The organism is Pedobacter chinensis (genome assembly GCF_003339865.1).
Classification (GTDB): domain Bacteria; phylum Bacteroidota; class Bacteroidia; order Sphingobacteriales; family Sphingobacteriaceae; genus Pedobacter; species Pedobacter chinensis.
This window is the reverse complement of the sequence record NZ_QPKV01000006.1, coordinates 128,238-153,293: the sequence shown is the minus strand read 5'-3', so window position 1 is coordinate 153,293 and position 25,056 is coordinate 128,238. Positions and strand designations below refer to the sequence as shown.

The following is a 25,056-nucleotide window of genomic DNA, read 5'->3' as shown; positions in this document are numbered from 1 at the left end:
GAGAGGGACTAACAAAACCATACCCCTACTTCTGCCTTTCAAAGGGAGAGGTTTGAACAAAAAACAACTCGAAATCAAATAATAGCAATTCTTCATAGCAAAGCTATCTTGCTATTCTTTTCTCACAAATCCTTCAAAATCTCCATTTTTAAACCTTTTGGCGATCTTTTTGTTACATTAGCAACAGATAAAACCGATAGAAAATGGATTTACAACTTCCTAAAAGCGAATACCCGAGAGTAGTTATAGTTGGTGGTGGTTTTGGCGGGATTGAATTAGCTAAACGACTAAAAAACAAACCTTTTCAAATAGTGATGTTAGATAAACATAACTATCATACATTTCAACCATTACTTTATCAGGTTGCCACAGGTGGTTTAGAAGCTGATTCAATTGCTTTTCCACTGCGTAAAATTTTTAAGGGACAGAAAAATTTAATTTTCAGGGTTACAAAAGTTAAAGAAGTTAATGCAGCTGAAAATTGTTTAGTAACCGATATTGGTAAGGTAAACTATGATTATTTAGTGATCGCAACTGGCTCTACCAGTAATTTTTTTGGGAACAAGGAAATTGAATCGAATTCAATGCCCATGAAATCTATTCCTGAAGCCCTGGATTTAAGAAGTTTGATTTTACAAAATTTTGAGAAGTCATTAATAGAAAAAGATCAGGACAAAAAGAGTGCGCTGTTAAACTTCGTTGTGGTTGGAGGCGGTCCGACAGGTGTTGAAACCTCAGGGGCCATTGCAGAACTCAAGAAGCACGTTATTCCCAATGACTATCCTGAAATGGATTTAAGTAGGGTTAATATCTACTTAGTAGAGAATTCTCCTGAGTTATTAGGTCCGATGTCTCCTCAGGCACAGCAAAAGTCGAAAGAGTTCCTGATTAAAATGGGTGTTCAGGTCATGAATGAAACAAGAGTTTTAGGTTATGACGGGCACACGCTCACTCTTCAGGACAAAGCACCAATTTTAAGCTCAACCGTAATTTGGAGTGCCGGCGTAAAAGGCGAAGTTTTAGCGGGATTAGATCAGGCAGAAGTTGTGCGTGGCGGAAGATTAAAAACAGATACTCAAAATTTAGTGGTGGGCTATCAAAACATTTATGCCATTGGCGATGTAGCAGCCATTGTTACTGAAGAAACCCCAAACGGACATCCAGGTGTTGCGCCTGCAGCGATCCAACAAGGACATCATTTGGCAAAAAACCTAATCAATATCCAGAATAATAAACCTTTAGAAAAGTTTAAATATTTTGATAAAGGCTCAATGGCAACTGTAGGCAGAAATAAAGCTGTTGTAGATATTGGCAAAATTCATTTCCAAGGTGTTTTTGCCTGGTTTACCTGGATGTTTGTCCACCTGATGACATTGGTTGGCTTTAGGAATAAAATTATCGTTTTTGTAAACTGGGTATGGAGTTATTTTAGTTACGATAGAGGAACACGATTAATCATCAGAACCTTTGCAAAAGACCGAAGTGTGGATTATAGAACAGAAGTACCGAGTGTAAAAGAAGTTAAAACAACTCAACCTTAACCTGCATGACTTATAAAACCTTAACGCCGAACAAGAAAATTGCTTTAGTTGCTCACGACCACCGAAAGGACGACCTGGTTAACTGGGCGCTAAGAAATCGGGATGCTTTTCTTGGGCATGAGCTATTAGCTACAGGAACTACAGGCAAACTCATCGAAGAACGGCTAAATATCCCGGTAAGAAAACTATTAAGTGGCCCACTGGGTGGCGATCAGCAAATTGGTGCTTTGATTGCGCAGGGAGAAATAGATGTTTTAATTTTCTTTTGGGATCCAATGGAAGCACAGCCACACGATCCAGATGTTAAAGCACTATTGCGAATAGGAATTGTTTGGAACATTCCAATGGCCTGCGATGTTGCTACGGCAGACTTTTTAATTTCTTCTCCTTATATGCAGGGAAATTATCAGGCAGCCTTAACAGATTATGATTCATACAAGAATAGAATTGTATAAAGTTCATTAGTCATTAGTCATTAGTCATTAGTCATTAGTCATTAGTCATTAGTCATTAGTCATTAGTCATTAGTCATTAGTCATTAGTGAAACTTGAAAATTGGATGCTTGTTTTACCTTTTCTTCTTTTCTTTGCAGAAAACTTTGCGCACTTTGCGGTTAAAAATAGTCTTTAGTGAAGCTTGAAAATTGGATGCTTGTTTTACCTTTTCTTCTTTTCTTTGCGGAAAACTTTGCGCACTTTGCGATTAAAAATAATCTTTAGTAAAGCTTGAAAATTGGATGCTTGTTTTACTTTTTCTTCTTTTCTTTGCGGAAAACTTTGCGCACTTTGCGGTTAAAAATAGTCTTTAGTGAAACTTGAAAATTGGATGCTTGTTTTACTTTTTCTTCTTTTCTTTGCGGAAAACTTTGCGCACTTTGCGGTTAAACCAACAAAACAATGAACCAAAATAAATTCAAATTAATAGAATGCCCTCGTGATGCCATGCAGGGATTACATGATTTTGTTCCAACCGAACTTAAATCCGAATATTTGAACTTGCTTCTGCAAGTTGGTTTTGACACACTCGATTTTGGAAGTTTTGTTTCTCCGAAAGCTATCCCCCAAATGGCAGATACTGCAAACGTTTTAGCTAATCTGGATTTGAGCAATACCACAACCAAACTGTTGGCTATTGTAGCTAATTTAAGAGGCGCAGAAGATGCCGTAAAGCATGAACAGATTAGTTATTTAGGTTTTCCATTTTCTATCTCTGAAACTTTTCAACAACGCAATACAAATTCCAGCATAGCACAATCATTAATAACGGTTGAAGAAATGCTATCACTTTGTCAAAAGAACAATAAAAAAGCAGTTGTTTATTTATCTATGGGGTTTGGAAATCCCTATGGCGATGAATGGAATTACGAGATCGTAGAAAAATGGGCTGATGTTTTGATTACCAAAGGTGTTGAGATTCTCTCTTTAGCCGATACCGTTGGCATTTCCACACCAGAAAAGATTGAGGGTATTTTACCTCAACTCATTTCAAGATTTAGTAAAACTGAAATAGGTGTTCATTTGCACTCCACTCCTACCGAACGTTTTGAAAAAATTAAAGCCGCGTACAAAGCAGGTGTTAAGCGAATAGATTCAGCATTGAAAGGCTTTGGGGGTTGTCCTATGGCAGCCGATGACCTCACTGGTAATATTGCAACAGAAGATGTGATCGGCTTTTTAAACTCCAAAAATGAAAATCTAAACCTTGATATGGATAAATGGAATGAGGCCATGATCTTATCTGGGAAGATATTTGGGTAGTTTGCCCGTGGACGTCAATGACCACTAGTTTTTACCTATACCTTCTTAACCATTTTGAAATGCTGAATTCCAGCTTCTTCAAATTGCTCTCCCTCTGCAACAAAACCGAACTTGGCATATAAGCTCATGGCATCCAACTGTGCATTAAGGTAAATATAATGCGCATCTTCAGGTAAATCAGATAATGCTTCGGCAATTAAAGCACGGCCAACACCCATTCCCCTAAAATCTTTAAGCACAGCAAAGCGCTCTAATTTATAGCCTAAATCAGTTTTACGCCAACGGCAAGCACCACATGGCTGGCCATTATGTGAAGCCAAAAAGTGAGTAGATTCATCTTCATGCTCCCATTCCAACTCTGGCGGACAATTTTGCTCATCCACAAAAACGATCTTACGAATAGCAAATACTTTATCTAAATCTTCGGCATGATTTATTTTTTGAACTAAAAGGCTCATTATTTTTGTTTTTTAAAGTGTTTATTCGTTTCCAACTTAAACTGGTTCAATTCATTTGCAATATCAATAGAATGTGAACAGTGAATATCGGCCTCTTTTTTAGCTAAAATAGACAATGTAACGTAAAATTTATGTAATTGATCCAATTCTTTTTCACTTAAATCTTCAATATCAACCATCCTGTTACTGGCTTTTTCATGAGCAGCAATTAATTCATTCAGCTTCAGTTGAATAGCTTTACTATCTTTATTTTGGGCTTTTTGAATGAGGAACACCATCAGGAAAGTGATGATTGTTGTACCCGTGTTAATGACCAACTGCCATGTTTCAGAGTAATTGAATAATGGACCCGATGCAGCCCAGACGATTACGATAACTGTTGCCGAAATAAATGCAATAGAACTGCCCGTAAATTTAGTTGCAGCATTGGCGAATTTCTCAAAAAAATTATTTTTTTTGGAATGAGTTTTAGATTTTGTCATCACATTACATTGCTTAATTATAGCCATTAAACAAACAAAAGCGCCATAAGTTTTATAACCCATGGCGCTTTTATTGTTCGTTGCAATGTTAAAAAGATTGAAATGTTGTGAGGTTAAAACCCTTTCAACTACCAATCTTTCAACTCCTTAAAGCTTATCGTTGGCATTTATGCAGTTTAAATCTTCAAAAGCAACTGTTAAACGTTTAACAAATGCCTCTTCAGCTTTACGTAACCAAACGCGTGGATCATAATATTTTTTATTTGGTTTATCATCGCCTTCCGGATTACCAATCTGACCTTGAAGATAAGCCTCGTTCTTTTTATAATACTCCAAAATACCTTCCCAAAATGCCCATTGCATATCAGTATCAATATTCATTTTAATAGCGCCATAAGAAATGGCTTCTCTAATTTCTTCCTGAGAAGAACCAGAACCACCGTGAAATACAAAATTAATTGGTTTTTCTACAGTTAAATTGAACTTTTCTTTGATAAAATCCTGTGAGTTTTTCAAAATAACGGGTTGTAATTTAACGTTACCTGGTTTATAAACACCATGTACATTACCAAATGCCGCAGCAACAGTAAAACGAGGAGAAACTTTGCTTAATTCTTCATAAGCATAAGCAACTTCACTTGGTTGGGTATATAATTTTGAGCTGTCTACATCGCTGTTATCCACGCCATCTTCCTCACCACCTGTTACACCAAGTTCTATTTCAATCGTCATGTTCATTTTAGCCATGCGTGCAAAATATTTGGCAGAAATTTCCATGTTTTCTTCAATCGATTCTTCCGATAAATCTAACATGTGTGATGAAAACAAAGGTTTTCCGGTTTCAGCGAAAAACTTTTCACCGTGATCCAAAAGGCCGTCAATCCAAGGCAACAATTTTTTAGCGGCGTGATCTGTGTGTAAAACCACAGCAACGCCATAATGCTCTGCCAATAAATGTACATGTTTAGCTGCCGATACAGCACCTAAAATACATGCCTGCAATTTCTCGTTATCTAAAGATTTGCCAGCATAAAACTGTGCTCCACCATTAGATAATTGAATCATAACAGGCGAATTTACTGCCTTTGCAGTCTCCAATACAGCATTAACGGTATTTGTACCCGTTACATTTACTGCCGGTAAAGCAAACTGATGTTTTTTAGCCTGCTCAAACAATTCTTGAACGGCATCTCCGTAAATTACGCCTTTGTAGCCTTTTAAACTCATTTCTTGTTAATTTTATTAAGTCCGAAGTTATAAAAAAAAATAACATTTCAAGCTTTTGTAACAACAGAATTATTTGCTTAACAACCAAATAAAGGCCATTTAGTGTAAAAAAGACATTATCCTTAGTGTAAAAAAGACACTAAATAGAAATACTTGACTTAAATATTTTTTTCGTTTCTTTGCAATCCAATTCTTTAAAAAATTATATGGCTTGGTTTAAGAGAGAGAATAAAGGTATCATTACCACAACCGAAGAGAAAAAAGAAGCACCTGATGGCTTGTGGAATAAATGTCCAAATTGTAAAAAACCGTTACATCAGGCAGAACTTCAGGAAAACAAATATGTTTGCCATTACTGCAACTATCACCTGAGAATAGGTTCCAAAGAATATTTCGAAGTTTTATTTGATAATAACGAGTTTAAGGAGTTATTTGCAAACCTTACTTCAGGGGATCCGCTAAATTTCAACGATAACAAACCTTACACTGATAGAATCAAAGAAAGCCAGGCTAAAACAGGTTTGAAAGATGCAATTCGTGCAGGTGTTGGTAAAATTGAAGGCCAGGATTTAGTTATCGCCTGTATGGATTTCGCTTTTATTGGCGGATCAATGGGTTCAGTTGTGGGTGAAAAAATTGCCCGTTCAATCGATTATAGCATCAAACATAAAATTCCTTTCCTGATGATTTCAAAATCAGGTGGAGCACGTATGATGGAGGCTGCATTTTCATTAATGCAAATGGCTAAAACGTCAGCAAAACTGGCCTTGTTAAGTCAGGCTAAAATTCCTTATATTTCTTTATTAACCGATCCAACAACAGGTGGTGTTACGGCATCTTACGCAATGCTTGGCGACATTAACATTGCAGAACCTGGTGCATTGATCGGTTTTGCCGGCCCACGGGTTATCAAAGAAACCATTAAAAAAGATTTACCTAAGGGTTTCCAAACTTCAGAATTCGTTTTAGAGCATGGTTTCCTTGATTTTATTGTTGACAGAAGAGCAATGAAAGCTAAATTGGGTGCTTTTATTAAAATGATGAATCATTAGTTCATCAGCCGTTGGTACCATTTGTTCATTAGTGCAAATTGCCAAACGAAACTTTGAATTAATGAAAATTATAAGAAAAGCAGGGCTTGAATAACTTCGGTTATTTCAGTCCTGCTTTTTGCTTGTAGTCCCGATAAGAAAAAATCGGGAGCTACCGCGTCAATCAGGTTTAAATTACGTAGGTTTTGTAATGCTTGGGAAGCTAAAAACCATCTCCCATAAAACAACTAAAAATACATCCTCTGCGTGTTTTATCCTTAACTTATTTTAACTTTAAACTAAGCTAAAGAATCACAAACCTATTGATTATGAAAATTCTATTCTCCATTACCACTACCGCTATTGCAATATTTTTAATCAGCTTCTCTATCAATCCGTTAAAACCGAAATGGGTAATCGTTTGGCAGCCTTCACATCAAACCGATACTGGCGTTGATTTTAGTGAGGCTAAAACCTGTAATGCAATTGCAGATGCAGCAATGGAAAGTAAACCGAAGCTAAAAGAATTTAAGGTTTGGAGTTTAGGCAAACCCAATCTGCATCATGACAATGCTGGGAGCAATACCGTAAAAGCGCATACCTCTGATGTTGTTGAGGGAAAAATTTCGGGCTACGCTTACGAATTAGAAGAATCGAACAAAAAGAAACCAGATGTTTTTATCGCCATTCATAATAATGGCGGCACCAAACGCCACGCGATTTGGGGGTTTGTACACGAAGGAGATGCATATGAAGAAGAAAACAAGCTTTTGGCGGGTAGACTTATCGCTGCTGTCAGCGCTGCCACAGATTTAGAAAACCGTGGCGTATTGCTTGACAGCTCTACCGGAAGAAATGATTATGTATGTAAAAACACCGGAAAGAAAAGCTTTTATAGTCTTGATGAAAACATAAACACTGCAAAATACCGCGTTCTTTTAGAAATTGGAGATAATGGAGTGAGCAAAGCCTTTCTGGAAGATCCTGCGAACCAGAAAAAGATTGGCAAAGCCATAAAAGAAGAACTAGCAAAGTGGTTAGCAGAAAAGAAATAACTCTTTCTGAATATCTTTTGCATTATGGCGTGATACCCAAATGTATTACTTTAAAATATTTCATAAATTAGAACTCAATTAACTGTCAAATGAAAAAAATACTATTAGTGGTCTGCTTTATTACTGCCGTGCTAAATACCTATTCTCAAGAGAAAAAAACTAAAATCCCTTATGATGAAGCGCTTGCGAAAAAGCTTGAAGCAGATGAATATGGAATGAAAATGTATGTTTTAGTCATTTTGAAAACAGGATCAAATACCACTGAGAGCAAAACAAAAACAGATAGTCTTTTTGCAGGACACATGGCCAATATGGGCAAAATGATAGAGATGAATAAGTTGGTTATTGCTGGTCCGATGGGTAAAAACGATAAAAATTATCGTGGTATATTTATTCTCAACACTAAATCCATTGAAGAAGCGAAACAACTATTAGAAAGTGATCCTGCTGTTAAAGCTAAAGTTCTTGATGCCGAATTATATAATTGGTACGGTTCGGCAGCATTAGCTGAATACCTGCCTTTTCACGATAAAGTACAAAAAAAGGCTTTTTAAGTAGTTTTTGCCACAGAAACACTGAATACACAGAAGAATTAAATACAATCTCATTCCCTGTAAATTGGAATAAGTTGCCTAACCAAGCAAAAAAAGGCTTTTTAAGTAATTTTTTTGCCACAGAAACACTGAATACATAGAAGAATTAAAATACAATCTCATTCCCTGTAAATTGGAATAAGTTGCCTAACCAAGGCAAATAATTAAACTACTTTGAAAACCATTTAATTATTTCTATAACGATTTGATGAGTTTTCCAAAATCGAGCGCAAGCCTTGATTTTTTTTATCAGGAAAAAGCCTGCATAACTGAGGTAAAAAAACTCAGAACGCTCAAAAAGAAGAATTGCAGCTTTCTCAAATTCTCATAAAAAGAGATGGCAATGGTTGGTAAAAAATCGCCTCGCAATAACGAAAATACAAAGAAACTGCAACATTTCCATTAACATCACTCCTCCCATCCTCTAAATCCCTAAATTAGCATATCAAATAATCAACCGACTTAGCTTATTATGAATAAAAAACTACTATTACCTACTCTATTGTTATTTACATCGTCTTTTGCATTTGCCCAGGACAAGAAAATAATTGATAATATTGTTAAAGAAGTAAATGAAAACTCGCAGCTGGAGAAACTGGCTCATGAGCTTTTAGATGTTGTTGGACCACGTTTAGTAGGCTCTCCACAAATGAAGCAGGCAAACGATTGGGCTGTGAAAAAATACAGTGACTGGGGCATTTCAGCAAAGAACCAGGAATGGGGCAAATGGCGTGGTTGGGAAAGAGGTGTAACGCATATTGACCTGGTAAGTCCACGTTTAAGAACTTTGGAAGGAACGCAACTGGCATGGAGTCCATCAACCAATGGGAAACCAATTAATGCCGAAGCAATTGTTCTTCCTGCCATTACAGATTCCGTTTCCTTTCAAAAATGGTTGCCCAACGTAAAAGGCAAGCTGGTTTTAATTTCCATGAACCAAATTTCTGGCCGCCCGGAAAAAAACTGGGAAGAGTTTGCCACCAAAGATTTATTTGAAAAATACAAAAAAGAAAAAGCCGAAGCTGCAAAAGCCTGGGCTGAAGGAATTGCCAAAACGGGCTTAAACGCTAAAAATTTAGCTTTGGCCATTGAAAATGCAGGTGCAGCAGGTATTATCATTAATAACTGGTCGCAAGGATTTGGAGTAGATAAAATTTTCGGTGCAAATACCACAAAAATCCCTACTGTAGATCTATCAGTTGAAGATTATGGTTTAGTTTATCGCTTAGCTGTGAATGGTAATAAGCCAGTACTTAAAATAGAAGCTGAATCAAAAGAACATGGTGTAGTTCCAACCTTTAATACGATTGCAGAAATTAAAGGAAAGCAAAAGCCAAAAGAATATGTGATGTTATCGGCTCACTTCGATTCATGGGATGGCGCAAGCGGTGCTACAGATAATGGCTCAGGAACAATTATGATGATGGAAGCCATGCGTATTCTTAAAAAATTCTATCCTAACCCAAAACGTACTATTTTAGTGGGGCACTGGGGAAGTGAAGAACAGGGTTTGAATGGTTCAAGGGCTTTTGTTGAGGATAATCCAGAGATTGTAAAGAACCTTCAGGCATTATTTAATCAGGATAATGGAACTGGTCGCGTGGTTAACATTGGCGGACAAGGTTTCGCAAAATCAAAAGATTACATTACCCGTTGGTTGGCGGCAGTGCCAGATACGATTAAAAATCAAATCAAAACCAGCTTCCCTGGAATGCCAGGAGCAGGTGGCTCTGATTTTGCTTCATTTGTGGCCGCTGGTGCACTTGGCTATTCATTAAGCTCTACCAGCTGGGATTATGGAACTTACACCTGGCATACCAACCGCGACAGCTATGATAAGTTGGTTTTCGATGAGATTAGAAGCAATGTAATTTTAGCAGCAATTATGGTTTATATGGCTTGTGAAGATCCTGAAAAAACTTCGACAGAAAAAGCTACAGACTTACCTGTAAATGAACGTACAGGCAAACCTGTTACCTGGCCAGAACCTAGAAAAGCAACGAGAGAAGGTGGATTGTAGATAAGCATTTAACATTCATTTGAAAAGGAGCATTTGGAAACAGATGCTCCTTTTGCATTGCAATCAGTTTTTTCTTCTGCTGCCTTTTCCATTAAAAACCCGATAAAGTGGAAATACTTTTTTTTTGCAGCAACCTTGAATGTTCCTGTCATCGCTGGGGGTAGCATTTATTTTTCAAAAGCACTTCAATTAAGTTTTAACTCGTTGTCATTGGTATGATTTGGTGCTATATTTAGTACAGTTTTCATCGCTTAGAGATTCTTCACTGTGTTCAGGACAACCCCCGATTAACCATTGTCATTCTGAACGCAGTGAAGATCGCGAAGCAGCTACGAGTAAATCTCTAACCTACGGGCATTGTACCTGGTTTACCGCTGACTTTGTTTTTGTAAAAGGACTGTACTGTTATTAAAGTTTGTATTCCATCGGCTGCAGATTCTTCACTGCGTTCAGAATGACAAACTCCAAACAATATTGCCATTGGCAGAGCTCAGTATCACAGATTTGGTACCTACTCCTCTTTCTTTTGAAATTTATAAAACAAATACCCAAGGAAGGGCAAAATCAAAATACTTCCTAATAAAAGCGCTAAGCCTAAACTGTAAATTGTTTTCTCCGGTCCAACAGCTTCGAAAAGTGAAATCGCATTACCATTTTTTAAGCGAATAAAGTTTGGGAAATGAGCATAACTGATCGCCAGCAAAATCATCGTAACCTGAAAACCTGCTAAAATTCTCAATACTTTCGTTTTACCTTTGATTAACAGATACCAAAGTAAAATCAGTGATAAACTTGCTAAAATGATGGCTGATAAGCCAATTGTATTTTTGAAAACCCAATCTACCAATGGAATTTGATCACGTTGTGCAGCGATAAAAACCATAGCCCCAAATATTACAGCCGCCACATTCATCAATTCCGCCTTCTTTATAAAGCGCCTTTTATCATGTGCATCCTGAGTTTCGCCGATGAGATAAATGGCCGCAAGAAAACCGCATAGCGCAACGGTAAATAAGCCTACAGCGATAGAGAACCAATTAAACCATCCAAAAATATACGCTGAAAGGAAATCGTTAGCCTCTGTATCAATATGGCCAGAAATTACACTACCTGCAATTATACCCAGGAACAAGGGCGTGATAAAGCTTGAATACACGAATATTTTATTGTAAACCTCCTGCATATTGTCCTTAACGGCATCATAATGACGAAAAACAAATGCAGTTCCACGGGCAATAATACCAATAAGCATAATGAGCAATGGTATATGCAAATAAACCGACATAGTGGTGTAAATATTGGGGAAACCAACAAACAGAATTACAATTGCTATGATTAGCCACATATGGTTTGCTTCCCACACCGGGCCAATGGCTTGATACATGGTTTTTCTGGTTTTACTCCTGTTTTTTACAGAAGTAAAAAGCTCAATAATACCAGCACCAAAATCTGCACCACCCAATAGGAAATAAAGCAAAATCCCCAAACATAAAAAAGTAATTACAACATACTCCATAGTGCTAATTTAGTTTATTTGAGGATTTCAATTGATCATAAACATATGGAACCATTTTAATTTGGCGGTAAAGCAAAAACGTTACAATTATGCTTAATGAAACATAAATTGCCGTAAAAATGTAAAACGAATAAGCAATTCCGGGCATGGGTGTCACTGCATCTTTAGTAAGCATAATACCATAAATTATCCAGGGTTGCCTCCCAACTTCAGTTACCACCCATCCTGCTTCTAAAGCGATATAACCTAATGGAATTGCCAGCACAAACAACTTAAGTACCCAACGTTTATCCAATAAAGGCTTTTTCCTTAAAAGAATAAAGAAATAAATGAGCGAAACAAGCATTAATAAAGTTCCTATTCCAACCATAATCTGAAAAGCATAATGTGTAATGGCGACAGGCGGATGTTCATTTTCGGGAATTTTATCCAGTCCTTTTACTTCTGCTTTAAAATCGCCATGAGCAAGAAAACTTAAAGCACCAGGGATTTTAATCGCCCCTTTTACGGTTTTATCTTTTTCATTTACAATGCCACCGATTAATAATGGCGCGGGTTTTTCAGTTTTATAAAGAGCCTCCATTGCCGCTAATTTAGCTGGCTGCCGCTGCGCAACATCTTTTGCCGATATATCGCCACTTAAAGGTTGTAACAATGCACCAATACAGGCAAATATTGCAGCAATTTTAAAGGCCTTTAAATGAAACTCTTTATTTTTATTCCTCAAAATCATCAGTGCATGTACACCAGCAACTGCAAAACCTGTAGCCGTAAATGCCGCTAAGCACATGTGCAATGCCTGAGAAAACCACGCTTTGTTGAACATGGCCTGAATAGGGTCAATGTTCAGATATTTTCCATTTACAAAATCAAATCCAGCCGGGCTGTTCATCCATGCATTAGCGGCAACAACCAAAATTCCTGATGCTAATCCGCTTACACCAACCACCATTCCTGTAAACCAATGAAACCATTTATTTAGTTTATTCCACCCGTACAGGAAAAAACCTAAAGCGATTGCCTCGATAAAAAATGCTGTGCCCTCTAATGAAAAGGGCATTCCGAAGATCGGCCCGGCATGTTCCATAAACTTTGGCCAGAGCAGGCCCAATTCAAATGATAACATCGTTCCGGATACGGCTCCAGTGGCAAAGAAAATCGCTACGCCTTTACTCCAGGCCTTGGTAAGATTCTTATATACCTCATCATTCGTTTTTAACCATTTATAATGCGATACAGCCATAAAAAATGGCATTACCATACCGATACAGGAAAAAATAATGTGAAAGCCTAATGATAAGGCCATTTGGGAACGGGCAGCTAAAAAATCATCCATATCTGATATTGGATTTGGTGTAACACAAATATAACAGATAAGGGTTTAGTTATACTGATTTTGAAAATGTTGTTTAGCTTTATTTTAAATATAGAATGTTTATAAATTGAAAAAAGATTTTGAGGGGTGGCTGCAGATTCACAGATTAGTTTATAGGAATCTGCAGCTTAAAACTAAACTCCTTTTAACTCATCGTAAGCAGCAGTTAAGCTTCGTTGTATTCCTTCTCCCTGCCACTCTGAAGCATTTGGAATTGCTGTTGTTTTTAAAATTTCTTCTTTGCTTTTGCCCGCTTTTATTTCGTTGCCAACAAAGGTCAATAAATTTTGCAGATAATTTTGAAATGCCTTCACATCGGCCTTGTTTCCTGTTACCTTTTCTGGTTCACGACTATGTCCGAAAATAAACAAAGTATCATTGTCAAACTGATTATAAATTTTATCCAGGGCTATAATCCAGTTTCCTATGTGCGCACCATTTTCTCTATCAATATATGGATATTTCCTATTAGAAACTAAATCGCCAACATGAACGATATTGGTGTTTTCAAAATGATAAACCGCATCTCCATTGGTATGGCCGGAACCATAATAATAGCCACTGATCTTATCCTCTCCGATTTTAGCTTTCCAACCTGTACCGAAAGTGGTATCAGGCAATAATTGCTGATCCAGATTATTAGCTTTCTCTGCTACCCTCTTTTGATTAACCAGTGAATTTTGATGCGCTACAACTTTATCCGCCAAGCCTTTGAAAGAAATATTTCCTGCCGTGTGGTCACTATGGTGATGGGTATTAATCAGGTACTTGAAAGGTTTTTCGCCTAATTTCTTTAATTCCTCTATCACATGAGGCGCAGAGGCAGGAAATTGTGCATCAACAACAACAAATCCACTTGAGGAATTCAGCCAGCCGATCGTTCCACCCTGTTCAGTGAAAATACCAACATTATTTCTTAACGGTTTAAAGTTATATGCCCGTAGCAATTCCTGCTGAGCAAAAACATCGCTTTTATAAATGGAAAGCATAGCCATTGCCAATGCCGAATCTTTAATAAAATTTCTTCTTTTCATTTTTGGGATAAATTAAAAAAACCACAGGATTACTGTGGTTTAAATTTAATAATTTCTGATCAAATATGATATGTTCAATTATATGCCGGAACCTGGAGTTGTACCTGGCTCATGTCCTGGACCAAATGAATTATTTTTGCGGTCTTTATCCTTATTGAATAAATTGGTAGCTACTTTGGATGATTTGTTCTCATCTAGTTTTCTATCATCTTTTATATCTTCGGCAGTTTTATTTAGCAATTCGTTCTCAACGATTTTACCTTTTTCCTTATTAGTTTCCATAATATTTCAATTGATGTATTAACAGAAACAAACGAAAAATTATTTTGTTTTTGTTAGTTGCTTTTAGAATACCTTTTACAATACAAAGCCATCCGCTACCTGAAAGGTAGTTGTGAATTAAAGAAAGTATTAAAGAAATTACAACATTGCGCCTGGCAATTTTTTAATTTCATGAATGCATCCAAATGAATTAAACCTCCTTTTATGTATTTTATTAAAATGATTAGAGGATTCAAAAGAAAATGGATTCAAAATAAACTTATAAATGTGTTTTCTATCCAATTTTTCCTCAGGCTTTGCGTTGTTAAGCTCGGGATTTATTTGATCATTTTTCATAACGATAAGATTTATGGAAAGCTTGAAAAGCCCTCAAGGTTTAATAAATTCTTCAATACATATGAGCTGCTCTTTAGAATGCTTAAGTCTGTCAGAAATTCGTTCAACCTTATACCAGGGGATTTGATAAGGTTTCGTTAAGGGATTACAAATAAAATAAACAGTTGAACTGTCTTTGTCTTGATTAAAGATAAGGTTTTGTTTTGGATTTTGCAAGGGCATTTTTTAGCCATTGCTTTCTATAACAGATCGATCAGATGTAATCTCTTTTATTCGTGATGATGCACTAGCCAGATATTAAATTTCCATCCCAAAAAAAAGTCCCGATTTTCATCGGGACTTTTTCTTACTGGTTACTGATATTTTATGCCAAAGCATTCTGTTTAACCACCATTTTAACTTTTTCAATTACGTAATCCAATTCCTCTTTTGTGGTGTATTTGCTAAAAGAAAAGCGAACTGAAGGACGATTTGGATCGGCTTTAATACCATTTAAAACATGTGAGCCAATGTTTGAACCTGATGAACAAGCGCTGCCACCTGACGCACAAATGCCGTTAATATCCAAATTAAACAATAGCATATCGCCCATATCCATTTCAGGGAACGAAACATTTAATACCGTATAAAGGCTTTTATCAGCGTCTGTTTCGCCATTGAATGCAATTCCAGGAATTTCAGCGGTTAGCTGTTCTTTTAGATAATCTTTCAAGCCCTGGATATGATTTTGATGTTGTTCCATTTCTGCATACGCAATTTCCAATGCCTTCGCTAAGCCAACAATGCCATAAACATTTTCGGTCCCACCACGCATATTACGTTCCTGGGCTCCTCCGTAAATCATTGGCGGGATTTTAATATTGCTGTTTACATACAAAAACCCTACGCCTTTTGGTCCATGAAGTTTATGCGCCGCACATACAATGAAATGAGCTTTAAGCTCGCGTACACGATGAGGATAATGTCCCATCGTTTGAACGGTATCTGCATGATAAATAGCATTGTATTTCTCGCAGATATCGCCAACTTTAACCATATCCGTTAATGTTCCCAATTCATTATTTGCGTGCATTAAGGATACAAAAGTACGTTCGTTGTTTTGCAGCAATTCTTCTAAATGTGCGTAATCAACATTACCTTTTTCATCGATATTAACAAAACTTAGTTTATCAATTTCGCCATTTTTAAGCATCATATTGAGTGTGTGCTCAACAGCATGATGTTCTATTTTTGAGGTAATGGCATGTTTAATTCCGTAAGCTGAAATTCCACAACGGATTGCTGTATTATCTGCTTCAGTACCGCCAGATGTGAAAAAGATTTCAGATGGAGATGCACCTAAAAGATTGGCAACGGTTTTACGGGCCTTTTCAACTAAGGTTCTAACCTCGCGACCAAGTGCGTGAATAGCCGATGGATTACCAAAATAGTTTTCCATTACATTCGTCATTTCTGCAATTACATCTTTATCTAAAGGCGTTGTTGCCGCATTATCTAAGTAAATCCTCTTCATATTATAATTCCACCTGTTTAGCGATAACTGATATTACCCGCTAATATTTTAATATTTTATTTTAACTCGCTTTATTTTACACAAAATCTGACTAAAGGTGCAATATTTCTTTAATGTCAGAAATGATTTTATTTGCCAGGTTTTCAGCAATGGTTTCATTTTCTGCCTCGCTATAAATGCGGATAATTGGCTCTGTATTAGAACGACGTAAATGCACCCATGTTTTATCGAACTCAATTTTCAAACCATCAATAGTGCTATATGGCTGATTTTTATATTTCTCTTCCACTTGTTTCAATAAGTTATCGATATCCATTTCTGGCGTAAGTGTAATTTTGTTCTTCGAAATATGATATTGCGGATAGCTGCTGCGTAAAATAGAAATTGACTTACCAAATTTAGCTAAATGAGTTAAAAATAAAGCGATTCCAACTAAGGCGTCTCTTCCGTAGTGAGATTCAGGATAAATGATTCCACCATTACCCTCACCACCGATAATGGCATTGGTAGCTTTCATTTTATTAACCACATTCACTTCTCCAACAGCCGATGCATTATATTCAGAACCAGCTTTTTCGGTTACATCACGTAGTGCACGGGTTGATGAAAGGTTTGATACTGTATTTCCAGGAGTATTTTTTAATACATAATCAGCAACAGCAACAAGTGTGTATTCTTCGCCAAACATGCTACCATCTTCGTTAACGAAACATAAACGATCAACATCTGGATCAACCACAATGCCTAAATCGGCATTTTGTTTCTGCACTTCTTTTGAAATTTCAGTTAAATTTTCGGGAAGAGGTTCAGGGTTATGTGGAAAATGCCCATCTGGAGTACAATATAATTCAACCACTCTGGTAACGCCCAAAGCTTTTAGTAAGGCTGGAATAAAGATACCACCAGTAGAATTAACACAGTCGATAACGATTTTGAAATCGGCTTTTTTAATAGCTTCAATATCAACCAAAGGCAATGCTAAAACTTTATCAATATGTTTCTGAAGGTAAGTATCGTTTTTAATAACCTTCCCCAATTTATCTACATCGGCAAATTCGAAACTTGCACTTTCCGCTAAATCTAAAACTTCTTTACCATCAGCATCACTAATAAATTCGCCATCAGAATTTAATAGTTTAAGCGCGTTCCATTGCTTAGGATTATGGCTTGCCGTTAAAATAATGCCGCCACCTGCTTGCTCAGCAGGAACAGCAATTTCTACAGTTGGTGTGGTTGATAAACCTAAATCAATAACTTCTATACCTAAACCCTGTAATGTTCCGATCACTAAATTATTAACCATTTCGCCGGAAATACGTGCATCACGACCTAAAACTATCTTTTTATTACCTGTTTTTTGAACTACCCAGCTACCAAAAGCAGCTGTAAATTTCACTACATCTATCGGTGTTAAGCCATTTCCAGCTTGTCCGCCTATGGTTCCTCGTATTCCCGAAATTGATTTTATTAAAGTCACTTCTTATAATTTATTTGAGGCTCAAAAATAAGAAAAAAAACAAGATAGCGACTATTTCAAAAGGCTTGGGCAGCATTAATTTACATTGTTTTTATATCTATTTACACGATGTATATAATAGAAGTTAGGTTGTTTATAGAAATCAAACGTGTGATTTGATTTTTAATTTTTCAGAAAGAAATTGTGTCAGTTTATAAACTGACACAGCATAACAGATTTTTCAGAGGTGGTGCAATAAAAAAGAATTTCCAATAAATAAGTTTTACATCACTTAATACCCAATAAGAATAGTAAAAGCCTATATTTCCGCAGTAATTGTTTATTTTTGGCAGTTACGAAGAGAATGATAAATTGCTTTGGTGTGAATTTAATGTACCGCGTTTATGCAATTTTATCTAAGTTTGCACCTTTCTAAAACAAAAAGGCTTTCTGTATGCAGCGCAAGTGGTTTCAATATTGGTTTAATTCGCCATATTATCATATTCTTTACCAACAAAGAAACGATGCCGAAGCTGAATTTTTCATTGACAACTTAACTAAATACCTTCATCCAAAAGCCGATTCAAAAATGCTCGATATTGCTTGCGGAAAAGGCAGACATTCCATATATCTCAATAAAAAGGGTTATGATGTTACAGGAATCGACTTATCAGAGCAAAGTATAAAATATGCGAAACAGTTCGAGAATGACAAACTGCATTTTTTAGTACACGATATGCGAAAATTGTTCTATATTAATTACTTCGATGTTGCTTTAAATTTATTTACCAGTTTCGGCTATTTCGATACCGAGAAAGATCATGTGAACGCGATAAAAACCTTCAGAAAAAGTTTAAATGCCAATGGAGTTTTGGTAATAGATTATTTTAATACAGAAAAAATCATCAGGAATTTAAATTCATGCGAAACTAAATCGCTTGATGGGATTACCTTCCATATTGACAAGAATGTTGTGGATGGAAAAATTATTAAAAAGATAAATTTTGAGGATAAGCAAAAGATTTACAACTTCGAAGAACGTGTGCAGGCCTTTAGTTTTGAAGATTTTGAACGGATGTTAACTAAAGCAGGTATGGTTATACAGAAAGCCTTTGGCAGTTATGCACTCGATGATTTTGATCAAACAAATTCTGACAGACTAATTTTAATCTGCAAAAAAGCATGATAGAAAGCATACAGCAATTTGATGCAGACCTGTTTTTGAAAATCCACCGCGGACTTTCAAACAGTTTTTTCGATTGGCTGATGCCCTTGATGCGCAACCGTTTTTTTTGGTCGCCACTTTACCTTTTTATCATTGTTTTTTGCATTAAACAATATAAAAAACAAGGTTATTATATTATTGGGATGGCACTTTTTACCTTTGCCATGGGTGATTTAATTGCATCACGATTGATTAAACCATTTGTGGCCAGAGTACGTCCATGCAATGATTTTAGCTTAGCAAATGATATTATCCATCGCGTACCTTGTGGAAGTGGACTAAGCTTTCCATCGGCACACGCTACCAATCATTTTGCCATTGCTGTATTTTTAATTTGCGTTTTTTATAGCCGTTGGAAACCGACTTTGCCTCTCGGATTATTTTGGGCTACAATAATTAGCTTTGCACAGGTTTATGTTGGCGTACATTATCCTGTTGATGTAACTACTGGTGCTTTACTTGGTATAACCATTGGTTTGCTTGGCGCCAGATTATTTAAAACTTTACAACCTGATTTTTAAATGGAAGCTTGGAAATTTGCCGTACTTTTTTTCTGTGCTTTTTTAGGAGGCTCTGCTATATTTTTGGTTAAAAGCGATAAATCCAAACTCTTAAAACTGATATTATCTTTCAGTGGTGCATATCTTTTTGCTATTACTGTTTTACACCTGATTCCAGATGCATACAGTGGTAATGATAAATATGAAATCGGAATTTTTATTCTACTGGGTTTTTTATTGCAAATTTTTCTCGAGCAATTTTCTGAAGGTGTAGAGCATGGGCATATTCATAAACATCATGATGGTCATGTTTTTCCCTTTGGGATTATGATTAGTTTATGTTTGCATGCCTTTTTAGAAGGAATGCCACTAGCTAAAGATCAGCATAATGAATTGATATTTGGCATTTCCTTACATCATATTCCAGCTGCATTTGCTTTAGCGAGTATTTTAATGCAAAACCATTTCAAAAAGGGCAGTATTATTCTTTATCTCATCATTTTCGCTTTTATGGCTCCATTGGGCTTTTATGTAAGCGTTGGCTTAAGCAATGGTTCAATAGGTGGCATCGATGCTTATTTTAACAAAATAATGGGGATTGTAATCGGGATTTTCTTACATATATCTACTACCATTCTATTCGAATCGAGCGCCGACCATAAAATTAATACTCGTAAAATGTTCGCTGTTTTACTTGGAATTGGAGTGGCGTTGATTGGTTTTTTTGTAGGACACTAGTTAGTTTGCAGTTTTTAGTTGGCAATTTTCAATTAACCAATTAAAACAGTTAACCGATTAACCAACCGAAACAATTAACCGATTAACCGACTGAAACAATTAACCGATTAACCAACAAAACAATTAACCAAACAGCCACTCTAACTAGCCGTTTTAAATGTTTAATCGTTTAATCTTTCCAAACCTCACAAAAAAATTAGGTAAATTCGTTCATGGATGAGATTATAAATGAACCGTTTGTAGCCTACCAGAAAAGACACTATACTGTTGAGGAATATTTGGAAATGGAAAAATCATCAACGGTAAAGCATGAATATTTTCAAGGCGAGATATTTGCGATGTCTGGTGCAAGCGAAAATCATAATTGGATATTTACCAATATTTTCCTTGTAGTTGGCAATAATTTAAAAGGAAAATCATGCTACATTTTTGGCAGCGATATGAGGATGAGCATTCCGGAGAATACATTATTTACCTATCCTGATATTTCCATTTACTGTAATAATTATTTGCACAGTGAAGTGGATGAAGACACTGCGATTTTACCAAGTGTGATTATTGAAATTCTTTCCCCTTCAACGAAGGATTACGATAGAGGGAAAAAATTTAGCCTGTATAAAGATATTCCATCATTAAAAGAATACATCATGATTGATTCCGAATCTACATCTGTCGAGGCTCATTATATTAACGATGAACAAAATTGGACACTTAATGAGCACAAAGAAATTACCGATGTATTAACTTTCGTTTCTATGGGTTTTGATGTTGCTTTAAGTGATATTTATAACCATGTTCGCTTTGATTCACAAACAAAATAACTGTAAATTGGTAATTGAAAACTGGACTATTTTTTCTTTTTCTTTCCGTAACCCCACGGACAATGTTTGCATTTGTTTTTACAGCAATAGCCACGTTTTAAGTGATAAGCTTCTGTGAAAACCATCAATCCATCTTCGTTAAAGTAAAAGTCTTCGCCCTCTTTCATGTTAATAATGAGTGAATTTTGAGTAAGTGAATTTAAACTTGTTGATGCTTAATAGTTATATTTTCCATTTTTATCTTAAAAATCCTTGAATCCTGAAATCCTGTTCCTTAGTTAAGGATTTTTACCTTCAATCTGTTGTTAAAATACTCCTTTAGCTGTTTACCATCGCCATGTAAAGTCCATACCTGTTTAGGCTTAACCTTTTCTATAGTTTCTAAAATAGCATTCCAATCCGCATGATCCGAAATATAAAGTGAAATTCCGTTCTGTTGCTGTAAATTCTTCCATCCGGAAGCAAAAGCACGAACAACATTGATGGCTTTGTGGTAACTGTGAAAAACCATCGGCGGAACGATATAAACCTGATGCTCATGATTGTTCTTCATTATTTTCCGATCGTACATTTTATGGCTGCCCAACTTCATGCCGAAATCTTCATAAATCTTAATAAAAGGCATAATACTGTGATGCACCATCACATTTTTTGTTGGGCAATGGGTATTCAATAGCTGAATAATCCGTTGGCTTTTACCTAAGGCATAAGCGCCAAGCATAATATTTGCCTTGGTTTCATTAAGCTTTTTAATTTCATCAACCGGCGATGGGTGTTTCGTTTCAGGATTGGCAAAAGTGCTTTCCGTAATCAAAACATCTGTCTGAACAAATTCAAATGGTTCACAGCTATGATCAGGTTCAATTTTATAATCGCCAGTATATAGATATTTTATGCCTTTATACTCCATTAAAACCTGTGCTGAGCCTAAAATATGACCAGCGGAATAAAAAGTTATTGTTACATCATTAATTTTAAAGGTTTTATGGTATTGTTTGGTATGAAAATCAACTGCTGCAAATTTGCGGTAACGATGTTCCATAAAAGTTTTTGTAGCAGCTGTACAGTATACATTCTTGCTGCCGCCTATTGCATGATCGCCATGCGCATGAGAAATTACAGCCTCCGCTACAGGTTGTTGAGGATCTAAATAAAAATTACCATAAACACAGTATAATCCTGTTGGAGTAATGGTAATAAAATCGTCTATAATCATAGTCAGGATTTACGGGATTTAAGGATAAGGCAGGATTTTAAGCGATTTAACATTTTCAAATAATCTAAAAAAATTACCCATAGATAGATAGTATAATCCTGTTAGAATAATCGTTTAAAATCATAATTGAGGTTTACAAGATTTAAGGATAAGGCAGGATTTTAGTTGATTTGACATATTGAGATAAAATTGAAGATGAAGAAGATTTGTATTATTTAGAAATTTGCAAATCGGTGACAATTTCTAAAAATTGTTGATGCAAAGCCAAAACCTGTTCAATAATAGAATGCTCTTCATCATTCCTGATGAAATGGTTAGCTAGTTTCGCTTTCTCATCATCACTAAGTTGCTTATCGATTCTGGCTGTTACCTGATCGGCTGTTACCTGATCGCGTTGCATTACTCTTTTTAGTTTAATATCAAGTGGGGCGGTTACTAAAATGGTTGTATCGCACATGGTGTAAGAGCCGCTTTCAAAAAGTAAAGCTGCTTCTTTAAGGGTGTAAGGAACATTAGGATTAACCTGTTCTTCCCAGACATCAAAAGCACGAAAAACAGCGGGATGAACCAGGGCATTTAATTTAGCAAGCTGAGCTTCGTTATTAAATACAATACCAGCAATATGTTTGTTATTGAGCTTTCCATCCTCAAAATAACTTTCTTTACCAAAAGTGGATTTAATTCCTTCTATCAATAATGCATCTTGAATCATGATATTCTTAGCTTCGGTATCTGCATAAAACACAGGGATACCCAAAACTTCAAATACCTTGCAAACAGTAGTCTTACCGCTACCGATTCCTCCTGTTATTCCTACTTTATACATTATTTTTCTACTACAAAATCTACTTTTGATGGATTTACGTTAATGAGTTTACAATAATCAGGAAACTCTGTAATTTTCACAGCAAGCTGATGATGGTTTAAATTCTTCCATTCATCAACATCAACCGTTGCAGTAATAAAATTCGCATCAACCTGGGCATAACTTCCAAGAGCCACTAAAAAAGTTACTTTAATCTTTTTGGGATAAAGCTTAATGCTGTTATAGTTTCTATTGTTAACTATTTTTAAAGGCACTTCAACGGTTTTCTCCGTAAATTCATCAACAGAGAGCTTTACTTCGGTTGATGATGGATAAATGCTAACATTTTTATGAATGCTGTGTTGCAACCCGATTCTTACGGTACTACTACTTTGAATGTTACTTATTTTTAAAGTATCGGTAGGCCAGAAAGTGATTTTATTCAACTCCTCCATCGGCCCAGCCACTCTAACATTTTTAGGGCTAAGAATAACCTCACTGGCTAAGCCATATTGTTTAAAAAACTCCAGTTTACTAACCAGCATGATAGGAACTTTTTTTACAATCCTTTTGGTAAAATCGAAATATAAAGTATCGGGTTTAACAGAAATAACTTTTTGTGTGCTTCCTACCTGTTTATTTACATTGTAGAGCTGATCAGAAAAAACAACAAAATCTTTGGTGTTCAACTGGCTTAGATTTACTGAAATGGACGGTGGTTTTATTCTTAGCCGTGAAAATAAAAGTTGCCATCCTGTTCCCTCAACCTGTAAATCTACTGTATCAGATTGCAATGGGTAAAAAGCTCGCTTAGTTGGGGTATTCTTAAATACCAGAACTGTTTTTGCCGTATAAATATATTTATTGTTTAATGCCATAAAAAGCCATGCAGCTATAGCCAATAACAAACAGGCTAACAAGCTTAGTACACGTCTTCTCTCAATTTTAGTTAATCTAATAAAAGGCATAGTATAAGGTATAACAATTAATTTGTTCCATACAACAATACCGCCAAATGTAGCAAAAGTAACGAGTTGCTCAAAAACTAATGTTCGCAATGACTTATTAACAGTCAAACGGAGAGCTAAAAACCGGATGTAATAATGGGAATGATATTAATGTATCGGCCCCATTACCATAGAACATTACAGTATTTTTAAAAACAAATGGCTGAATAATCATTTGCTTTGCAAATTAAATTATTCAGCCATTAAATCAAATTGTAAGCAGTCACTAAATTAGTAACCTTTTATTTAACTATGCTTTTGGTGGTGTTGCCACTGCTTTAGTTGCATCTAAAGAAACTGCCGATTTATCAAAGCGGATTTTAACGCCACCTTCAACTTCAATTAAAAAAGTGGTATCATTCATATCTGCAATACGGCCATGAATACCTGCAGTTGTAATGATTTTATCTCCTTTTTTTAATTCACTTATTAATTTCTTATGCTCTTTAGCTTTTTTAACCTGAGGACGGATCATGAAAAAATAAAACACTACCGCAATAGCGCCTAACATAATTAATTGTCCGTACTGGCCAAATCCTCCACCTGCTGCTGCCTGTAAAATTATTGTTGATGTCATTTCTTATTTATTTGATTATTATTTAAATATTTGAGTTAGGCTTATTACTTTTTAGCTAATACCTCGCCCACTAAATGTACTGTAGTAATTGTTGGGTTTGCGTTCGAGGTTACTGTAACCACTTTATCTTGCATTCCTTCTTTGCCCTCGCTGTTAAAAACAACTTTAATTACACCTTCTTTACCGGGCAAAATTGGCTCTTTCGGCACCTCTGGAACCGTACAACCACAAGTAGCTGTTGCATTGGAGATAATTAAAGGGCTTTTACCGGTATTCTTTAATTTGAAATCGTGCTGAACTATTTCTCCTTGTTTAATTTTGCCAAAATCAAAAATATCTCGTTCAAAAACAATCACTGGTGCATCTGCCAGTGCTATTTTCGAAACATTTGAAGTGTCATTTCCCGTTGTTTCTGTAGTTGAATTATTTGCATTACGACACGCAGAAAAAGATAATGCTGCAATAGCCAGGATGAATATTTTTCTCATTT

The 25,056-nt window shown here is 36.0% G+C and carries 26 protein-coding genes; 11 read left to right on the top strand and 15 right to left on the bottom strand.

Annotation, left to right across the window (positions count from 1 at the left end):
• Positions 1 to 203: 203 nt before the first annotated feature.
• The 3 genes from DU508_RS14965 to DU508_RS14955 all read left to right on the top strand — a co-directional run bounded on the left by DU508_RS14965 (position 204) and on the right by DU508_RS14955 (position 3,299).
• Complete coding sequence (locus DU508_RS14965; protein WP_115403618.1) at positions 204 to 1,541, top strand: NAD(P)/FAD-dependent oxidoreductase; 1,338 nt, start codon at positions 204 to 206, stop codon at positions 1,539 to 1,541.
• 5 nt (positions 1,542 to 1,546) lie between these two features.
• The gene (locus DU508_RS14960; RefSeq protein WP_115403617.1) at positions 1,547 to 1,996 is read left to right on the top strand and encodes a methylglyoxal synthase; all 450 of its coding nucleotides are present in this window, start codon (positions 1,547 to 1,549) and stop codon (positions 1,994 to 1,996) included.
• Between the two features lie 442 nt (positions 1,997 to 2,438).
• Entirely contained in the window at positions 2,439 to 3,299 is an 861-nt protein-coding gene (locus DU508_RS14955; protein ID WP_115403616.1) for a hydroxymethylglutaryl-CoA lyase, read from the top strand.
• A gap of 35 nt (positions 3,300 to 3,334) precedes the next feature.
• Here the strand turns inward: DU508_RS14955 and DU508_RS14950 are convergent, their stop codons facing one another.
• The 3 genes from DU508_RS14950 to fbaA form a co-directional block, all read right to left on the bottom strand.
• Positions 3,335 to 3,757, bottom strand: coding sequence for a GNAT family N-acetyltransferase (locus DU508_RS14950; RefSeq protein ID WP_115403615.1), 423 nt, complete (start codon positions 3,755 to 3,757; stop codon positions 3,335 to 3,337).
• On the bottom strand, positions 3,757 to 4,239 hold the full coding sequence (locus DU508_RS14945) for a low affinity iron permease family protein (RefSeq protein ID WP_115403915.1): 483 nt from the start codon (positions 4,237 to 4,239) through the stop codon (positions 3,757 to 3,759). Before DU508_RS14945 ends, DU508_RS14950 begins: the two co-directional genes overlap by 1 nt.
• A 147-nt stretch (positions 4,240 to 4,386) precedes the next feature.
• A complete protein-coding gene (gene fbaA / locus DU508_RS14940) occupies positions 4,387 to 5,466 on the bottom strand; it encodes a class II fructose-bisphosphate aldolase (RefSeq protein WP_115403614.1) in 1,080 nt (359 codons plus the stop codon).
• Between the two features lie 206 nt (positions 5,467 to 5,672).
• Here fbaA and accD point away from each other — a divergent pair, with 206 nt between their 5' ends.
• The 4 genes from accD to DU508_RS14920 all read left to right on the top strand — a co-directional run bounded on the left by accD (position 5,673) and on the right by DU508_RS14920 (position 10,165).
• On the top strand, positions 5,673 to 6,518 hold the full coding sequence (gene accD / locus DU508_RS14935; protein ID WP_115403613.1) for an acetyl-CoA carboxylase, carboxyltransferase subunit beta: 846 nt from the start codon (positions 5,673 to 5,675) through the stop codon (positions 6,516 to 6,518).
• A 308-nt stretch (positions 6,519 to 6,826) separates the two neighbouring features.
• Entirely contained in the window at positions 6,827 to 7,552 is a 726-nt protein-coding gene (locus DU508_RS14930; RefSeq protein WP_115403612.1) for an N-acetylmuramoyl-L-alanine amidase family protein, read from the top strand.
• 89 nt (positions 7,553 to 7,641) lie between these two features.
• Entirely contained in the window at positions 7,642 to 8,106 is a 465-nt protein-coding gene (locus DU508_RS14925; protein WP_115403611.1) for a YciI family protein, read from the top strand.
• Positions 8,107 to 8,617: 511 nt separating this feature from the next.
• On the top strand, positions 8,618 to 10,165 hold the full coding sequence (locus DU508_RS14920; RefSeq protein WP_115403610.1) for a M20/M25/M40 family metallo-hydrolase: 1,548 nt from the start codon (positions 8,618 to 8,620) through the stop codon (positions 10,163 to 10,165).
• Between the two features lie 511 nt (positions 10,166 to 10,676).
• On the opposite strand, the gene DU508_RS14915 is transcribed toward DU508_RS14920, so the two are convergent.
• The 6 genes from DU508_RS14915 to glmM form a co-directional block, all read right to left on the bottom strand.
• Complete coding sequence (locus tag DU508_RS14915) at positions 10,677 to 11,681, bottom strand: cytochrome d ubiquinol oxidase subunit II (RefSeq protein ID WP_115403609.1); 1,005 nt, start codon at positions 11,679 to 11,681, stop codon at positions 10,677 to 10,679.
• Positions 11,682 to 11,685: 4 nt separating this feature from the next.
• Entirely contained in the window at positions 11,686 to 13,017 is a 1,332-nt protein-coding gene (locus tag DU508_RS14910) for a cytochrome ubiquinol oxidase subunit I (RefSeq protein ID WP_115403608.1), read from the bottom strand.
• A gap of 173 nt (positions 13,018 to 13,190) precedes the next feature.
• On the bottom strand, positions 13,191 to 14,090 hold the full coding sequence (locus DU508_RS14905) for an MBL fold metallo-hydrolase (RefSeq protein ID WP_115403607.1): 900 nt from the start codon (positions 14,088 to 14,090) through the stop codon (positions 13,191 to 13,193).
• A gap of 78 nt (positions 14,091 to 14,168) precedes the next feature.
• The gene (locus DU508_RS14900) at positions 14,169 to 14,372 is read right to left on the bottom strand and encodes a hypothetical protein (protein WP_115403606.1); all 204 of its coding nucleotides are present in this window, start codon (positions 14,370 to 14,372) and stop codon (positions 14,169 to 14,171) included.
• Between the two features lie 700 nt (positions 14,373 to 15,072).
• A complete protein-coding gene (locus DU508_RS14890) occupies positions 15,073 to 16,221 on the bottom strand; it encodes a cysteine desulfurase family protein (RefSeq protein ID WP_115403604.1) in 1,149 nt (382 codons plus the stop codon).
• Positions 16,222 to 16,312: 91 nt separating this feature from the next.
• Positions 16,313 to 17,698 carry a phosphoglucosamine mutase gene (gene glmM / locus DU508_RS14885; protein ID WP_115403603.1) on the bottom strand — a complete coding sequence of 462 codons (1,386 nt, stop codon included), beginning with the start codon at positions 17,696 to 17,698 and terminating at the stop codon, positions 16,313 to 16,315.
• Positions 17,699 to 18,131: 433 nt separating this feature from the next.
• Between glmM and DU508_RS14880 the strand changes: the two genes are divergently transcribed.
• The 4 genes from DU508_RS14880 (at position 18,132) to DU508_RS14865 (ending at position 20,961) form a co-directional block, all read left to right on the top strand.
• Complete coding sequence (locus DU508_RS14880; protein WP_115403602.1) at positions 18,132 to 18,863, top strand: class I SAM-dependent methyltransferase; 732 nt, start codon at positions 18,132 to 18,134, stop codon at positions 18,861 to 18,863.
• Positions 18,860 to 19,423: a phosphatase PAP2 family protein gene (locus tag DU508_RS14875; protein ID WP_115403601.1), complete on the top strand. Its 564-nt coding sequence runs from the start codon at positions 18,860 to 18,862 to the stop codon at positions 19,421 to 19,423. Before DU508_RS14880 ends, DU508_RS14875 begins: the two co-directional genes overlap by 4 nt.
• Positions 19,424 to 20,140 (top strand): ZIP family metal transporter, encoded by a 717-nt coding sequence (locus DU508_RS14870; RefSeq protein WP_115403600.1) that lies wholly within the window; start codon positions 19,424 to 19,426, stop codon positions 20,138 to 20,140.
• Positions 20,141 to 20,352: 212 nt separating this feature from the next.
• Entirely contained in the window at positions 20,353 to 20,961 is a 609-nt protein-coding gene (locus tag DU508_RS14865; protein ID WP_115403599.1) for a Uma2 family endonuclease, read from the top strand.
• A 26-nt stretch (positions 20,962 to 20,987) separates the two neighbouring features.
• On the opposite strand, the gene DU508_RS23870 is transcribed toward DU508_RS14865, so the two are convergent.
• From DU508_RS23870 to DU508_RS14840, 6 genes are all read right to left on the bottom strand, one after another.
• Positions 20,988 to 21,128: a DUF5522 domain-containing protein gene (locus DU508_RS23870; RefSeq protein ID WP_158542183.1), complete on the bottom strand. Its 141-nt coding sequence runs from the start codon at positions 21,126 to 21,128 to the stop codon at positions 20,988 to 20,990.
• Between the two features lie 107 nt (positions 21,129 to 21,235).
• Positions 21,236 to 22,177, bottom strand: a complete 942-nt coding sequence (locus DU508_RS14860; RefSeq protein ID WP_115403598.1) for an exonuclease — start codon at positions 22,175 to 22,177, stop codon at positions 21,236 to 21,238.
• A 211-nt stretch (positions 22,178 to 22,388) separates the two neighbouring features.
• A complete protein-coding gene (gene coaE / locus DU508_RS14855) occupies positions 22,389 to 23,003 on the bottom strand; it encodes a dephospho-CoA kinase (protein WP_115403597.1) in 615 nt (204 codons plus the stop codon).
• Entirely contained in the window at positions 23,003 to 24,040 is a 1,038-nt protein-coding gene (locus DU508_RS14850) for a CdaR family protein (RefSeq protein ID WP_233509606.1), read from the bottom strand. The genes coaE and DU508_RS14850 overlap by 1 nt, the downstream gene beginning before the upstream one ends.
• A gap of 199 nt (positions 24,041 to 24,239) precedes the next feature.
• Positions 24,240 to 24,566, bottom strand: a complete 327-nt coding sequence (gene yajC, locus DU508_RS14845) for a preprotein translocase subunit YajC (protein ID WP_115403596.1) — start codon at positions 24,564 to 24,566, stop codon at positions 24,240 to 24,242.
• A gap of 44 nt (positions 24,567 to 24,610) precedes the next feature.
• Positions 24,611 to 25,054, bottom strand: a complete 444-nt coding sequence (locus DU508_RS14840) for a DUF1573 domain-containing protein (RefSeq protein ID WP_115403595.1) — start codon at positions 25,052 to 25,054, stop codon at positions 24,611 to 24,613.
• Positions 25,055 to 25,056 lie beyond the last annotated feature (2 nt).

Excerpts from the sequence above, each read along its gene's own strand:
- DU508_RS14860 (WP_115403598.1), bottom strand. The coding sequence starts at position 22,177 with ATGATTATAGACGATTTTATTACCATTACTCCAACAGGATTATACTGT.
- DU508_RS14840 (WP_115403595.1), bottom strand. The coding sequence starts at position 25,054 with ATGAGAAAAATATTCATCCTGGCTATTGCAGCATTATCTTTTTCTGCG.
- fbaA (WP_115403614.1), bottom strand. The coding sequence starts at position 5,466 with ATGAGTTTAAAAGGCTACAAAGGCGTAATTTACGGAGATGCCGTTCAA.
- DU508_RS14920 (WP_115403610.1), top strand. The coding sequence starts at position 8,618 with ATGAATAAAAAACTACTATTACCTACTCTATTGTTATTTACATCGTCT.
- DU508_RS14950 (WP_115403615.1), bottom strand. The coding sequence starts at position 3,757 with ATGAGCCTTTTAGTTCAAAAAATAAATCATGCCGAAGATTTAGATAAA.
- DU508_RS14875 (WP_115403601.1), top strand. The coding sequence starts at position 18,860 with ATGATAGAAAGCATACAGCAATTTGATGCAGACCTGTTTTTGAAAATC.
- DU508_RS14870 (WP_115403600.1), top strand. The coding sequence starts at position 19,424 with ATGGAAGCTTGGAAATTTGCCGTACTTTTTTTCTGTGCTTTTTTAGGA.
- coaE (WP_115403597.1), bottom strand. The coding sequence starts at position 23,003 with ATGTATAAAGTAGGAATAACAGGAGGAATCGGTAGCGGTAAGACTACT.
- DU508_RS14955 (WP_115403616.1), top strand. The coding sequence starts at position 2,439 with ATGAACCAAAATAAATTCAAATTAATAGAATGCCCTCGTGATGCCATG.
- DU508_RS14945 (WP_115403915.1), bottom strand. The coding sequence starts at position 4,239 with ATGACAAAATCTAAAACTCATTCCAAAAAAAATAATTTTTTTGAGAAA.
- accD (WP_115403613.1), top strand. The coding sequence starts at position 5,673 with ATGGCTTGGTTTAAGAGAGAGAATAAAGGTATCATTACCACAACCGAA.
- DU508_RS14960 (WP_115403617.1), top strand. The coding sequence starts at position 1,547 with ATGACTTATAAAACCTTAACGCCGAACAAGAAAATTGCTTTAGTTGCT.
- DU508_RS14915 (WP_115403609.1), bottom strand. The coding sequence starts at position 11,681 with ATGGAGTATGTTGTAATTACTTTTTTATGTTTGGGGATTTTGCTTTAT.
- yajC (WP_115403596.1), bottom strand. The coding sequence starts at position 24,566 with ATGACATCAACAATAATTTTACAGGCAGCAGCAGGTGGAGGATTTGGC.
- DU508_RS14900 (WP_115403606.1), bottom strand. The coding sequence starts at position 14,372 with ATGGAAACTAATAAGGAAAAAGGTAAAATCGTTGAGAACGAATTGCTA.
- DU508_RS14925 (WP_115403611.1), top strand. The coding sequence starts at position 7,642 with ATGAAAAAAATACTATTAGTGGTCTGCTTTATTACTGCCGTGCTAAAT.
- DU508_RS14880 (WP_115403602.1), top strand. The coding sequence starts at position 18,132 with ATGCAGCGCAAGTGGTTTCAATATTGGTTTAATTCGCCATATTATCAT.
- DU508_RS14965 (WP_115403618.1), top strand. The coding sequence starts at position 204 with ATGGATTTACAACTTCCTAAAAGCGAATACCCGAGAGTAGTTATAGTT.
- DU508_RS14890 (WP_115403604.1), bottom strand. The coding sequence starts at position 16,221 with ATGAAGAGGATTTACTTAGATAATGCGGCAACAACGCCTTTAGATAAA.
- DU508_RS23870 (WP_158542183.1), bottom strand. The coding sequence starts at position 21,128 with ATGAAAGAGGGCGAAGACTTTTACTTTAACGAAGATGGATTGATGGTT.
- DU508_RS14930 (WP_115403612.1), top strand. The coding sequence starts at position 6,827 with ATGAAAATTCTATTCTCCATTACCACTACCGCTATTGCAATATTTTTA.
- DU508_RS14905 (WP_115403607.1), bottom strand. The coding sequence starts at position 14,090 with ATGAAAAGAAGAAATTTTATTAAAGATTCGGCATTGGCAATGGCTATG.
- DU508_RS14910 (WP_115403608.1), bottom strand. The coding sequence starts at position 13,017 with ATGGATGATTTTTTAGCTGCCCGTTCCCAAATGGCCTTATCATTAGGC.
- DU508_RS14865 (WP_115403599.1), top strand. The coding sequence starts at position 20,353 with ATGGATGAGATTATAAATGAACCGTTTGTAGCCTACCAGAAAAGACAC.